Origin of the sequence: Winogradskyella psychrotolerans RS-3 (genome assembly GCF_000427335.1) — a bacterium.
Taxonomy (GTDB): Bacteria; Bacteroidota; Bacteroidia; order Flavobacteriales; family Flavobacteriaceae; genus Winogradskyella; species Winogradskyella psychrotolerans.
In genome coordinates this window covers 1-13,619 of the sequence record NZ_ATMR01000098.1, presented here as the reverse complement: position 1 = coordinate 13,619, position 13,619 = coordinate 1, and the positions used below count along the sequence as shown (strand labels likewise).

The following is a 13,619-nucleotide window of genomic DNA, read 5'->3' as shown; positions in this document are numbered from 1 at the left end:
AAAATGAAAACAGACAAAGTAAAACGTTATGTAGTTCTTGGTATATTATTCTTTTTACCTGTTGCATTTTTATTAATGCTTTATCCTGCAAAGCATAATTACGATCCCTTAAATATTGTAAATAATAATGTCTCGGATATAGAAGGTTTTACTTCTGATAGAACCGATAGTATTGCCTTAGAAGGTCATATTACAGTATTAGGTTTTTTAGGGAAAAGACCTTTAGATAAAATGATTGCGGCCTCTAATCTTAAGGAATTGGTTTATGATAAATTTAAAGGCTTCAAGAACTTTCAAATTGTAATTGTAGTACCAAAAGGTACAGAAGAGGATATAAAAGCATTAAAAAAAGAGATTAATACCTACGAAGATTTAAAATACTGGCACTACGCTTTTGCTACCGAAGGTGAAATAAAAATGCTTTACAATACTTTAAAGTCTGAAGACAATTTAGGTGAAGATTTATCCGTCAGTGATGTGTTTATTATAGATAAAGATTTAAGCCAACGTGGCAGATTGGATGGACGAGATGAAAAGGAAGTAGAAGATAAAAAGCCAGTCTTTAGTGTGTATTCTTATAACAGCATAGAAGTAGCAGAAATAAAAAATATGATGAGTGATGATGTTCGTATTCTATTTACAGAATACCGTCAAAAGAGAGAAGGGAAATTTGAGAATTCTGACACAAGAAGAAACAGAGAATTAAAACAAGATAATGAGTAAAAAATCAAATTATTCGTATGTTGGAATTGCATTTATAATTCTAGTATTTGGTATTATATTTATTCCTAAAATCATAGATCGTGTTAGCGAAGGTGATATTATAAGAGACGAAAGCCGCAGTAAAGATGTTTCAACTTCTCATTCTAATGAAAAGGATGCGAAACAGAATAAAAGTGATTTAGTCTATTTAGAAATTAATGGAGAACTTAAAAAAGTACCGGCATTTAGTTTCACAAATCAAGATGGTATTACAATTACAAATGAAGATTATATCGGCAAGGTTTATGTTGTCGAGTTTTTCTTTACGACTTGCCCAACAATTTGCCCAATAATGAATAGGAATTTGGTTGGGGTTCAAAATCAATTTGATGGATTAGAGAATTTCGGAATCGCTTCATTTACGATTTCTCCCGAAATAGATACACCCGAGGTTTTAAAGGCCTATGCAGAAAAGTATAACGTAACGAACCCTAATTGGAATTTTCTAACAGGTGATGAGACTGAAATCTATAAATTAGCTAATGAAGGGTTTAATTTATATACAGCTAAAGACGATAGCGTAGAAGGTGGTTTTGAACACTCAGGAAACTTTGCCTTAATAGATAAAGAAGGTTATATAAGATCTAGAAAAGATGATTTTGGAAACCCTAAGATTTTTTATAATGGATTAATTTCTGAAGTTGAAGGTGTTGATGAAGATGGAATTTCTCAAGAAATAACGATTTTAAAAGAAGATATTTCTAAATTATTAAGGGAATAGGTATGGATAATGTCGATCATGTAAAAGCTAAGAAGTATAATAAATGGATTATTGTTTTATCAATAATTATTCCGGTTGTCGTAGCTATTTTATCTCGAGTTAAATTACAAGATTTAGGTTTTGATGTTCAACCTTTAACTTTTTTGCCTCCAATTTATGCTACAATAAATGGATTTACCGCTATACTTTTGGTACTTGCGTTTATGGCAATTAAGAAAAAAACATTGTACTTCATGAAAATCTAATGACAACATCTGTGTGGACTTCTGTTATGTTTCTTGTGATGTATGTCGCTTATCATATGACTTCTGATTCTACAGAATTTGGAGGTGAAGGAGCGATTAAATATATCTATTATTTTATTCTTATTACGCACATTGTGTTATCTATTGTTATTATTCCTTTTGTATTAATTACTTACGTAAGAGGAATCACTAATGATATAGAACGTCATAGAAAAATAGCTAAAATTACTTTTCCGATGTGGTTATACGTTGCCGTAACTGGCGTTGTAGTTTACCTTATGATTTCACCTTATTATATTTAATTATGGTACGTAAGATTTTATTGTCTATTATCGCTCTATTTTTCTTTCTAAAAACAAATGCACAATGCGCTATGTGTAGAGCTGTTTTAGAAAGTGGTGAAGATCAAAATATGGCAGAAGGTATTAATGATGGTATCGTTTTCTTAATGGCTGTACCTTATATTTTGGTTGGTGCTATTGGTTTTATTATTTACAGAAAATTCAGTAAACCAGATAAAACAGAAAGTACAAATCAAAATTTGTAACATTTCTTTCAATTTGTAGTCTTATGAATATAGTAACGGTAAAGTCAATTAATCGATTGGATTTAGGGGTTTCACCAAACTATTAAACAAGGCCAAAAATCAAATAATAAGCATATTCATATATGCTAATCAAAATTTTTTTTAAATTTAGTGTAACACTTCATGTATTACATAGACCAATAAGCATCATGAAAAAACCAATCATAATAGTATTGCTTCTTTTTGGGGTTTTAGTACAAGGGCAAAATAAAAAATGGACGCTAAAAGAGTGTTTAGAATATGCCTTAGAAAACAATATTTCTGTTAAACAAAGTGAGTTAGATTTAGAGCTCGCAGATGTTGATAAACTTACCGCTAAGGGCAATTTTTTACCATCGCTAAGTGCTAGTAGTGGAGTCTCAGAAAACACAGGTTTAAGTTTTAACCCTGTAACAAATAATGCACAAACCACCACCTTTTTATCTGCTACGGGTAGAATTAATGTAGGTTATACATTATTTGATGGACTTAGAAATTTTAGACAATTACAGCGCGCAGATATATCTAAAATAGCAAGTCAATATCGTTTGGATAAAATGAAAGACGATATTTCACTTTTTGTAGCTAATAACTATTTACAAGTGATATTAAATAAGGCTAATCTCGAGGTTTTTAGGTCTCAGAATGAAGTAACCAAAGCACAGATTCAAAGAACTCAAGAATTAGTTGACGCCGGATCTTTACCAAGAGGCGACCTTTTAGAGATTAAAGCAACAGATGCTAGTGAGCAACAATCTATTATAAATGCAGAAAATAGTATTCAGATTTCATTAATCAGTCTAGCACAATTATTGTTAATCAAGGATTACGAAAATTTTGATATTGAAGATGAAGGCTACGATATAGTAGACGATGGTATTTCGGGAAAAAATGTATCAGAAATAGTATCAGAAGCTAAAGAAACACGATCTGAAATTAAAATTGCAGAGCAAAATGTAGAATTAGCTAAAAAAGATTTACAGATTTCTAAAAGTGCTAATTACCCAACGCTATCGGCTTTCTTTGGTTATGATACAAGATATACAGATGCGACGTCATTTATTCAACAATTAGATAGTGATAATCCAATAATTACACAACAAATTGGTACGGTTGAAGGTACAGGTCAAGCTGTCGTTGGTCAGGTTCCTAATACAAATACAGTAGTGCTTGGTGCGGATCCTTTTGTAGATCAATTGTATCAAAATGATGGTATTTCTTATGGCTTGCAATTAAATATTCCTATTTTAAATGGATTTACAACTAAAGGAAATATTCAAAGAAGTAAAATTAACTTAAAGCGCTCTAAGTTTCAATTAGAGCAAGCGGAATTAGATTTAGAGTCTACAGTATACCAAGCTTATGTAGATGCTAAAGGGGCTTTAAAATCTTATGAAGCAGCAAAATTAGCTGTAGAGTCTCAAGAATTAGCTTACGATTATGCTAAAGAACGTTATGATGTTGGTTTAACTAATGCTTTCGATTTTAGCCAATCTAAGCTTAGATTTGACAATGCTAATATCGAGTTAAATCGTGCTAAATACGATTACATATTTAAGTTAAAGGTTCTCGAATTGTACTTCGGGATTCCAGCAACTGAACTAAAGTTTTAATTATGAGCAAAACAGTAAAAATTATCATCGGACTTTTCATTTTAGGACTACTAATCGTAGTTGCAGGATCTAAAATGGGATGGTTTGGTGAAAAAGGTGATTTTAAAGAAGTCACTATTAAAGAGGTAACTTTAAGAGATATTGTTGAAACCGTATCTGCCACAGGAAAAATTCAGCCAGAAGTAGAAGTGAAAATATCTTCAGAAGTATCTGGTGAAATTTTAGAGTTACCATTTAAAGAAGGTCAAGAAGTTAAAAAAGGTGATTTGTTAGTTCGTGTAAATCCAGATTTAATTCAGTCTGCGGTAAGTAGAACTCAGGCATCTTATCAAAACGTAAGAGCTGGTTTAGAACAAGCAGAAGCCAATTTAAAACAAGCTAAAGCCGATTATGAGAGAAACCAAACCCTTTTTAATAAAGGTGTTATTTCTAAATCAGAATGGGATCGTTCTATTGCGGCTTACGAAACTGCAGTGGCAGGTAAAAGTTCTGCATATTACAGTGTGCAGAGTGCTGCGGCAACAGTAAATGAAGCTAAGGACAATTTAAGTAGAACAACGATTTATTCTCCAATGACAGGGACAATTTCACTTTTAAGCGTTGAGCTAGGTGAGCGTGTGGTTGGTACGCAACAAATGGCAGGTACTCCAATTTTGAGTGTAGCTAACCTAAAAAACATGGAAGTTGAAGTGGATGTCAATGAAAATGATATTGTAAAAGTGAGCATTGGAGATTCTACAATTGTTGAAGTTGATGCTTACTTAAAGAAAAGTTTAAAGGGGTTGTTACAGCTATTGCTAATTCTGCTGCTGGTACTTTAGCTGCAGATCAGGTGACTAATTTTAAAGTTAAAGTTAGAATAATAGAAGAGTCTTATAAAGATTTAACAGAAGGAAAGCCTGAAACGTATTCACCTTTTAGACCCGGAATGACTGCTACTGTAGATATCATTACTAAAACTAGAAAAGATGCCATTTCGGTACCTATTAGTGCTATTGTGATTAGAACAGATACAAGTTCAACTAAAAAAACATATGAAAAAACAACAACGATAGACACCGGAGATTATGATGCGGAAGAGCAAAAGTTTGAATGTGTGTTTGTAAACGAGAATGGTAAAGCCAAATTGAGAGTGGTTAAGACAGGTATTCAAGATGATACAAACATTGAAATAGTTTCAGGGTTAACCAAGGATGATGAAATCATTACAGGACCATATATTATGGTTTCTAAAAATCTTAGTCCAGGAGATTTAATTCAAGTAAAAATAAAAGTTCCTTAGACGCTTCTAACGCTAAAAGCGAGGAATAAAAAACACCAATTAGCCAATGGCATTAGTGCTAAATATAGAAACAGCAACTACAAATTGTTCAGTCTCTCTATCTAAGGATGGAGAGACTTTAGTTTTAAAAGAAGATAATAGTTTAGGATTTTCGCATGCCGAAACATTGCATATTTTTATTGATGAAATTTTTAAGATTTCAAAAATAAAACCTTCTGAAATAGATGCTGTAGCAGTGAGTAAAGGTCCTGGCTCATACACAGGCTTACGTATTGGTGTGTCTTCTGCAAAAGGGTTATGTTTCGCGTTGAATAAACCATTAATTGCGATTTCAACCTTAGAAAGTTTAGCGCATCAAGTGACCATTGAAGATGGATTCATTGTCCCGATGTTAGATGCCAGACGAATGGAGGTGTATTCGGCAATCTATAATGCGAATTTAGAATTACATAGAGAAATAAAAGCAGAAATCCTCACGGAAGAGAGTTTTAGCACACTTCTTAAGGATCATAAAGTTTATTTTGTAGGAAACGGTGTGGAAAAGACTAAAAGCCTAATTCAGCATCCTAATGCTGTATTTATAGACGGGAAATTACCTTCTGCAAATGAGATGGGATTTTTAGCAGAAAATAATCACAAAAAAAGCGACACCGAAGATGTCGCTTATTTTGAACCTTATTATTTAAAGGATTTTGTAGCTTTAAAAAAGAAAGCTTAACCTTCTCTGTGTATTTCTACTTGATGTGGATAAGGTATTTCAATACCAGCCGCATCTAATGCTTCTTTTACACTTTCGGTAACCTCAAAGTAAACAGTCCAGTAATCCGCTGTTTTACACCAAGGTCTTACAACAAAGTTAATTGAGCTATCTGCTAATTCAGATAAAGCAATTGTTGGTGCGGGATCTTTTAAAATTAAAGGATGCGCAGCTAAGACTTTACTGAAAACTTCTTTTGTTGTTTTGATATCTGCATCATAACTTACACCAAATACAAAATCAACTCTTCTTGTGCCTTGAGTCGTATAATTTACTATGTTTCCGTTAGAAAGCGACCCATTAGGAATAATGATTTCCTTGTTAGAAAGACCAATTAATTTAGTCGTGAAGATTTCAATTTCTTTAACCACTCCAATTTCTCCTTGAGCTTCTATTAAATCTCCAATTTTAATGGGCTTAAAAATCATAATTAAAACTCCACCAGCAAAGTTAGCTAACGACCCTTGTAAAGCTAAACCAATGGCTAAACCAGCAGCAGCAATAATAGCAGCAAATGAGGTTGTTTCAACACCTACAGTGCCTAATACAACAATAATGAGAAGAATTTTTAAAATCCAATTAATAAGATTTAATAAGAATTTTTTTAAACTTTCGTCATAATCGCCCTTATTCATTGCTTTAGAAGTGCCTTTTAAGAGCATTTTAATTACCCAGCTACCAATAATCCATATAAGTATAGCTCCAATAACTTTTGGGCCAAACTCAATAATAAAATTGTAACCTGAGTCAATCCATTTTTGTGTATCCATGTTGATTTTTATAATTTTAAATTTTAAATAAAAAAACTCGACTAATTTTTAGATCGAGTTAGGTGTTAGTACTTAGAAAATAGAATGCTCTATTTAACTTCAAAAGTCAATTTTAAATTCACTCTAAATTCAGTGACATCGTCACCATTAACTATAGCGCTCTGTTCATTTACATAAACAGATTTTATGTTTTTTACAGTTTTAGAAGCTTCTTTTACTGCTTTTTTTGTTGCGTCTTCCCAGCTTTTATCCGAATTAGATAAGACTTCAATAACTTTTAATACTGCCATAATATTTTTGTTTTAAGGGTTATACTAATGAGACACTAAAATCTCAATAAGGTCACTCTTAAGGTACAAAATTTTAACCATTGATAGCGTTTACGCTAATAGAATTGTCATTCAGCATATCTTTTAGCATAGTCTCAATACCATTTTTAAGGGTGAAAGTTGATGACGGACAACCGCTGCAAGCTCCTTGTAATAACACTTCAACTTTTTTGGTGGCTTCATCGTAAGATATAAATTCAATATTTCCTCCATCGCTTTCAACAGCTGACTTAATGTATTCTCAAAGAATATTTATAAAACGTACAATAAGGGGAGATTCAAAAATTAAAGATTAAAATCTTTTAAAAATATCTGCAAATTATCTGTTAATGAAAGGGATCTACCGGTAATGTTGTGTATTGGATTTGTTGTTTTAAATAAGAGTATACAATCAAATGGGATATCATTATTCTGAAATAACCTGCAAAACACATTTGTTTGACGTGTATGCAGGTTATTATATCTAAGATGGTACAGAATAAACTTAATTCAGCTTTTAGCTATAGAGATTATAATGTATTCATGTACTCAAATAAAGTAATTAAATCTTCATGATCTTTAAGACTAATTTTGTTTTTCTTTATATAAGTTTTGAGCTTATCTGAATGTGCAGGAAATGATTTTAAAAAATCTTTACGTTTTTGAGGTAATAAGGATACTTTATCATCTTGTTTATAATAATAAACATCATTCGCTCTTTTATATTCCGCAGGTTTGTCTTTAGCATAGCTACTAACTGCTGGCTTTTTTTCGTAGAATTTTACGATTTCTTCTTGTAAAAGAGTTAAAGATTCACTCTCTTTTAATACAACAAGAAAACCTTGTTTTGATATGCCTTCTTTATTTATGTAATTATAGGTTTTATAAGTTTTGCTATCTGAAGTAAATGTTATTGTCATGTCTTCAGAATTATTCAATGCAATGGTGTCGTTTTCGCGTTTAATCTGCATTTCACCTAAATTTGCATTATATCTTGCTTGATAAAGGCGGTCCCCAAATTTATCGAGTTTTACTAGTTCAAATGATTCTTTTATAAAAGGAGAACCTACAGCATTAGATAATTTGTTATTATTAAGTTGTCCAGCAGATTGCATACGGTCTAAATCGCGGGCGCGCATGCTCTCACTAGCGCTTGTATTCTGTGCGTAGCTTATTTCTGTAGCACATAAGCTTAATAAAATTATAGGAATGAGAAGTTTAATACGTGTCATAATTTATTTAAAGGTTTAATTTTTTAATTAATGTTAAATTAAATAATATTCCTATTCAAGGTTATAATGTTTTTTAAAACATAAACCCGTCAAATATTATTATCGCTTTATGAAATGCTTTATTGCAATGTTCCCTAACTTTTATGAGTTTAGAAAAATGTCATTGACTTTATAGATAATGAAAATCTAGTTTTTTTAATATCAAGTTAGCGAAACTAATAAATTTTCATCAGTTATAAAATTTCAAGGTTAGATTTAACATTAGCAATATTTACTGTCGCAAACGGGCTTAAAATTTTTTACCTTAATTTCAATTTGTCTAATGAAACATTACTTTATAAAAAACCTTTATTATTTAGAAATAGAAGATAATTAAGAGACTATTTTCATTTTTTAAGTCTTGGATTTTAATGTATGACTTTAGCTTTATCTCGTTCTTTGGAAAGGAATTTAGAAATTGTTCTTTTATTTATAGAGCAAAACTCGAATACTTTTTTAGAACAAACAAACATCTCAGTGAGCATCTGTATACATTTATTGCCTTTAATATTGCCATCAGCAATATATCCATTACTGAATATTCTATCCTTAGAATTTTCTGATTTTAAAGATAGAAACGTGTCTGTAATGTAAGGGGTGACTTCTGTTAAAGTGGTTTTACTTCAATTTTATAGTGAATTATGCTTTTGTTAAGCATAGGCCGCGGTTTAGTAAAAAGCTATACCACTGCGATATAAACTGTAGTAGAAGACAATTACGTTTAGTTAATGCATGTTATAATTTAATGCTCTAGCTCTGATTTGCAAATTGAGTCATTTATAATATCTAATTTGAGAATAGTCTTCGTTTAACGTTAATGAATTTTAACCATTTATAGCATTTACACTAATCGAATTGTCATTCAGCATATCTTTTAGCATAGTCTCAATACCATTTTTAAGAGTGAAAGTTGATGATGGACATCCACTGCAAGCTCCTTGTAATAATACTTCAACTTTTTTGGTAGCTTCATCGTAAGATATAAATTCAATATTCCCTCCATCGCTTTCAACAGCTGGCTTAATGTACTCTTCAAGAATATTTATAATATTTTTTGAAATATCATCTAAAGCTTCAAATTTTTGCTCAATAGCTTCTTCTGTTTTTTTCAACTGCTTTGGAGCATCATCATTTAAAATAATTTTGCCATCTTCAACATAAGATTTTAAAAACTCTCGCAATTGAAGTGTGATCTCTTCCCATTCTATAATATCAAACTTAGTAATAGAAATGAAATTCTTTTCCATGTAAATATTCTTCACAAATGGAAATTGGAATAAAGCTGTCGCTAAAGGCGATGGCTTAGCGTCTTCAATTGAGGTAAACTCATATAAATTTGGCACTAACACTTTATTACATACAAATTTTAATACACCAGGATTAGGTGTGCTTTCTGCATATACAGTTACCGCAGCCTTAGGTTTTATAGCATCTTCACTTACTACAATATCATTTTTAGATAAATAATCTTCAATTTGTTGCGCAACTTCATTTTCTACATCTTTCCATTCAACGATATTGTAACGTTCTATGGCTATAAAATTTGAAGCGATATATACTTTTTTAACAAATGGAAGATAAAATAATTGCTGAGCCAAAGGAGAATGTTTGGCGTCGTCTATATTATTGAATTCAAAACTGTTATGATTGGTTAAAAATCGATCAGCCTCAAATTTCTTAATGGCGTCGTTAGAAGTAGAGACTATGGAAATCTTAGTTTGTGACATCTTTTTTATTTGCAAAAGTATGAAATATCAAGCTTAAAAGTTCAACCTTTAGATGATGTTTTATAACTATAAATTAAGTCAATTAATATAATTTGACTAAATTTCGTGATCAACCAAATTTACGCGTCATTTTTTGTTTTAACTCATAAGTATAAGCGTAATTGAATTGAAGTATTGAATTATGAAAAAAACCTTATGTTTTCTTGCCTTAATCATCTCTATAATTAGTTTTGCTCAAGATATATCAATGCAAAACGGAACGTTTACACGTTGTGCACCAGATAAGTTTTTTGATTCTGGAGGAGGGTTTGGTAATTATGATACTGATGAAAACCTAGTAACTACTATATGTCCGGAAAACGCGGGTGAGTTTACCATTCTTGATTTTCAATCTTTTTTCACGCAAACCGGGGATGACCAAGATGTGATGAGAATTTATGATGGTGATAATAATACTTCGGCACCATTAATAGGAACTTATGTTGGGCCCGTTGGCGCTTTCAATGTTAGAGCTTCTGAGACTAACACTTCTGGTTGCTTAACCATTGAGTTTATATCCAACGCTAATGGAACTAGTCCAGGTTGGGAAGCCGATATTCTATGTGCTACGGCTTGTCAGGATGTTATAGCCTCTATCGACAATACGACTCCTGCAATTAATAATGCTGGAGTTGTAGGTGTTCTACCCGGAGAATCTATTGATTTTTCTGGAAGTGCAACTTTTTCCTTAGATGATACGGGAGCTACTTATGATTGGGATTTCGGAGAAGGAAATGAAGCTTCAGGGCCTAATGTTACGAATACTTTTGATAATCCGGGTACGTATACAGTTACTTTAACAGTTACGGATGCTAACCCACAAGAATGTTCAGATACAGATATAATCACCGTTTTTGTTTTGGGATCGAATGTTGTGGTAGATCAAGATTTGTTTACTCCAGAGCAATTAATTGAAGATGTTTTAGTAAATAGTCCATGTGCATCAGTATCTAATATTATTGCCTCAACAGGAATTTCTCATAGTACTGATGAGCCAAATGGAATCGGTTATTTTTTAGTAATGGAACTGATTTTCCTTTTGAAGATGGCTTGTTACTAACCAGTGGTGAAGCTAGTGATGCAGGTGGGCCTAATGATACAACCTTAAGCGAAGGAACAGGTGCTTGGCCTGGTGATGATAGTTTAGACTTAGCACTTGGTGTTGATTCTCATAATGCTAGCTCTATTCAATTCGATTTTATTCCTTTAGCGGATAGTATTAGTTTTGACTTTTTAATGGCTTCTGAGGAGTATAATATGGGGAGTTTTGAATGTGATTATTCCGATGCTTTTGCTTTTCTACTAACGGATTCCTCTGGTAATGTTTCTAATTTAGCAGTTTTACCAAATTCTAATGAACCTATTTTAGTAACGAATATACATCCTGATAATGGTGCACCGTGTGGGGGTATCAATGAACGGTATTTTGGTGGTTATACTCCTAATGGTCAGCCCCCAATAGCATTTGATGGCAGAACACGTGTTTTTACGGCGAGGTCTGCAGTTGTTTCTGGAGAAACTTATACAATAAAATTGGTTATTGCCGATGATAGGGATAACGCCTATGATTCGGGTGTTTTTATTAAAGCAGGTAGTTTTAATTTAGGGGGAAGTTTAGGTGATGACATGACTATTGAACGTGGGAATGCTCCATGTGATGGTACAGAGGTTGTTTTAGATACAAGACTTGATAATGCAACGCATGTTTGGTATAAAGATGGTATCGTTATACCAGGTGAAACATCATCGACTATTAGTGTAACTGAGCCTGGAATTTATTATGCTGATTTTGAATTAGAGAGTATTTGTTCGGGTTCTGCGAATTCAATAACAGTAGAGTTTAGAGATAGTCCAATCGCCAATACTGCCATTGATTTAGTTGAGTGTAGCGCTTCTGGAATAGAAGAATTTAATCTAGCAGTAAATGATACTAACATATTAGGAAGTCAAGATCCAACAAGTTTCCCTATAAGTTATCACCTAACAGAACAAGACGCTATAGATAATTTAGGTGCATTACCAAATCTTTATACTAATGTAACCAGTCCTCAAGCTATTTGGGCACGTTTAGCAGATGTTTCACAAACTTGCTTTTCTATAACGTCATTCTCACTAACTGCAGCGTTAAAACCAGCCATCAATCCCGTTGCAGATTTAGAAATATGTGATGATGTCGCTAATGACGGTTTGGGGAGCTTTGATTTAAGCGACCAAACATTAGGTATATTAGGGTCACAATCACCAACAGATTTCAGGGTAACGTATCATTTAAGTTTTGCCGATGCCGACTTAGGGGATAATGCTTTACCATCAGATTACACTAATATTGTTAATGGAGAACCTATTTTTGTTAGAGTATCGAGCGCAGGAGATTCTTCTTGTTACAATGCCTCGGCAACAGCGTTATTTAATTTAGTAGTTAATGCTAGAGCTTTAGCTACAACACCTGATGCCATGGAAGTTTGTGATGACGTTAGTAATGATGGCTTTGGCACTTTCGATTTAAGCAGTCAAGAAGGTGTTATTTTAGACGGACAAGACCCAACGGTTTACAATGTTTCATTTCATACGAGTCAGGATAATGCTAACAATAACACAGGAGCTTTACCAACGAGTTATACCAATAACACAGCAAATTTAGAGACTATATATGTTAGAGTAGAAGATCCTTTACACCCTACTTGTTATAGTACGACGAGTTTTGATCTTATCGTAAATGCGTTGCCAGAAGTCGTTGCGGTGTCTGCATTACAAGTGTGTGATGATGATGAGGATGGGTTTGTAGGATTTCCATTAAACACAAAAGAATCAGAGTTTTTAAACGGACAATCTGGAGTGGTTGTTTCTTTTCATGAAAACTTAGCGGGAGCACAAAACGATAACGCCGAAATATTTGATGGTTATGTGAATACCGCAATGGGTAATCAAACCATATTTGTACGTCTAGAGAATACCACAACGAACTGTTATAGCGTCAACAGCTTAGCGTTAGAGGTTTTAGAAAACCCGATAGCTAATGTCACAACAGCATTAGAAGTTTGTGATGATGACACAGATGGTTTTGCGGTGTTTGATCTTAGTACTAAAGACGCAGAAGTTACTGGCTCACAATCTGGTATGACGGTTCGCTATTATGCTAATCAAGCTGATGCAGAAGTAGGAGGTAGTGCATTACCAACTAATTACACCAATACCCAAGCCGGATCACAAGAAATTATAGCACGTATTGAAAATAGTGCAACGGGTTGTTATGATACCACACCACTTCAATTGATTGTAAATCCAAAACCAACAGTCATAGCAGTAACAAACTATGAGTTGTGTGATGATAATGCGACAGGCGATGACGAAGAAGTCTTTGATTTAGCTACAAAGACTACAGAGATTTTAAATGGTCAGGTGAATGTAGCAGTGAGTTATTATGCGAATGCGGCAAATGCGAGTACAGAAACCAACCCAATTTTAGGGGGATATACAAATACAAGCAGTCCACAACCTATAATAGCAGTACTGACTAATACATTAACAGGTTGTACTTCAGAAGTAACTTTCAATTTAT

At 32.9% G+C, this 13,619-nt stretch carries 11 protein-coding genes and 3 pseudogenes; 9 read left to right on the top strand and 5 right to left on the bottom strand.

Features of this window, described 5'->3' with window-relative positions:
* Positions 1 to 3 precede the first annotated feature (3 nt).
* The 7 genes and pseudogenes from ADIWIN_RS10005 (at position 4) to tsaB (ending at position 5,906) form a co-directional block, all read left to right on the top strand.
* Positions 4 to 723 (top strand): hypothetical protein, encoded by a 720-nt coding sequence (locus tag ADIWIN_RS10005; RefSeq protein ID WP_020894653.1) that lies wholly within the window; start codon positions 4 to 6, stop codon positions 721 to 723.
* Entirely contained in the window at positions 716 to 1,483 is a 768-nt protein-coding gene (locus tag ADIWIN_RS10000) for an SCO family protein (protein ID WP_020894652.1), read from the top strand. Before ADIWIN_RS10005 ends, ADIWIN_RS10000 begins: the two co-directional genes overlap by 8 nt.
* Positions 1,484 to 1,485: 2 nt before the next feature.
* Positions 1,486 to 2,030: pseudogene (locus tag ADIWIN_RS09995) on the top strand (DUF420 domain-containing protein).
* A gap of 2 nt (positions 2,031 to 2,032) precedes the next feature.
* The gene (locus ADIWIN_RS09990; protein ID WP_020894649.1) at positions 2,033 to 2,275 is read left to right on the top strand and encodes a hypothetical protein; all 243 of its coding nucleotides are present in this window, start codon (positions 2,033 to 2,035) and stop codon (positions 2,273 to 2,275) included.
* Between the two features lie 188 nt (positions 2,276 to 2,463).
* Positions 2,464 to 3,906 (top strand): TolC family protein, encoded by a 1,443-nt coding sequence (locus tag ADIWIN_RS09985; protein ID WP_020894648.1) that lies wholly within the window; start codon positions 2,464 to 2,466, stop codon positions 3,904 to 3,906.
* A pseudogene (locus ADIWIN_RS09980) lies at positions 3,906 to 5,188 on the top strand (efflux RND transporter periplasmic adaptor subunit). Before ADIWIN_RS09985 ends, ADIWIN_RS09980 begins: the two are co-directional and overlap by 1 nt.
* 46 nt (positions 5,189 to 5,234) lie before the next feature.
* Positions 5,235 to 5,906, top strand: a complete 672-nt coding sequence (gene tsaB, locus ADIWIN_RS09975; RefSeq protein ID WP_020894645.1) for a tRNA (adenosine(37)-N6)-threonylcarbamoyltransferase complex dimerization subunit type 1 TsaB — start codon at positions 5,235 to 5,237, stop codon at positions 5,904 to 5,906.
* Here the strand turns inward: tsaB and ADIWIN_RS09970 are convergent.
* From ADIWIN_RS09970 to ADIWIN_RS09955, 5 genes and pseudogenes are all read right to left on the bottom strand, one after another.
* Complete coding sequence (locus ADIWIN_RS09970; protein ID WP_020894644.1) at positions 5,903 to 6,715, bottom strand: mechanosensitive ion channel family protein; 813 nt, start codon at positions 6,713 to 6,715, stop codon at positions 5,903 to 5,905. The two genes, tsaB and ADIWIN_RS09970, sit on opposite strands and share 4 nt — an antisense overlap.
* An 89-nt stretch (positions 6,716 to 6,804) precedes the next feature.
* Complete coding sequence (locus ADIWIN_RS09965; protein WP_020894643.1) at positions 6,805 to 7,005, bottom strand: dodecin family protein; 201 nt, start codon at positions 7,003 to 7,005, stop codon at positions 6,805 to 6,807.
* A 73-nt stretch (positions 7,006 to 7,078) separates the two neighbouring features.
* A pseudogene (locus ADIWIN_RS20040) lies at positions 7,079 to 7,285 on the bottom strand (NifU family protein); the annotation flags it as partial.
* 268 nt (positions 7,286 to 7,553) lie between these two features.
* A complete protein-coding gene (locus ADIWIN_RS09960; protein WP_040756918.1) occupies positions 7,554 to 8,255 on the bottom strand; it encodes a hypothetical protein in 702 nt (233 codons plus the stop codon).
* Positions 8,256 to 9,118: 863 nt separating this feature from the next.
* Complete coding sequence (locus ADIWIN_RS09955; protein WP_020894640.1) at positions 9,119 to 10,021, bottom strand: NifU family protein; 903 nt, start codon at positions 10,019 to 10,021, stop codon at positions 9,119 to 9,121.
* Between the two features lie 181 nt (positions 10,022 to 10,202).
* Between ADIWIN_RS09955 and ADIWIN_RS09950 the strand changes: the two genes are divergently transcribed.
* Both ADIWIN_RS09950 and ADIWIN_RS09945 read left to right on the top strand, forming a co-directional pair.
* Entirely contained in the window at positions 10,203 to 11,120 is a 918-nt protein-coding gene (locus ADIWIN_RS09950; RefSeq protein WP_040756915.1) for a PKD domain-containing protein, read from the top strand.
* On the top strand, positions 11,111 to 13,619 hold a 2,509-nt coding region (locus tag ADIWIN_RS09945; RefSeq protein ID WP_040756913.1), incomplete at its 3' end, for an FIDD domain-containing protein. The genes ADIWIN_RS09950 and ADIWIN_RS09945, both read left to right, overlap by 10 nt.

Excerpts from the sequence above, each read along its gene's own strand:
- ADIWIN_RS10005 (WP_020894653.1), top strand. The coding sequence starts at position 4 with ATGAAAACAGACAAAGTAAAACGTTATGTAGTTCTTGGTATATTATTC.
- ADIWIN_RS10000 (WP_020894652.1), top strand. The coding sequence starts at position 716 with ATGAGTAAAAAATCAAATTATTCGTATGTTGGAATTGCATTTATAATT.
- ADIWIN_RS09990 (WP_020894649.1), top strand. The coding sequence starts at position 2,033 with ATGGTACGTAAGATTTTATTGTCTATTATCGCTCTATTTTTCTTTCTA.
- ADIWIN_RS09985 (WP_020894648.1), top strand. The coding sequence starts at position 2,464 with ATGAAAAAACCAATCATAATAGTATTGCTTCTTTTTGGGGTTTTAGTA.
- tsaB (WP_020894645.1), top strand. The coding sequence starts at position 5,235 with ATGGCATTAGTGCTAAATATAGAAACAGCAACTACAAATTGTTCAGTC.
- ADIWIN_RS09970 (WP_020894644.1), bottom strand. The coding sequence starts at position 6,715 with ATGGATACACAAAAATGGATTGACTCAGGTTACAATTTTATTATTGAG.
- ADIWIN_RS09965 (WP_020894643.1), bottom strand. The coding sequence starts at position 7,005 with ATGGCAGTATTAAAAGTTATTGAAGTCTTATCTAATTCGGATAAAAGC.
- ADIWIN_RS09960 (WP_040756918.1), bottom strand. The coding sequence starts at position 8,255 with ATGACACGTATTAAACTTCTCATTCCTATAATTTTATTAAGCTTATGT.
- ADIWIN_RS09955 (WP_020894640.1), bottom strand. The coding sequence starts at position 10,021 with ATGTCACAAACTAAGATTTCCATAGTCTCTACTTCTAACGACGCCATT.
- ADIWIN_RS09950 (WP_040756915.1), top strand. The coding sequence starts at position 10,203 with ATGAAAAAAACCTTATGTTTTCTTGCCTTAATCATCTCTATAATTAGT.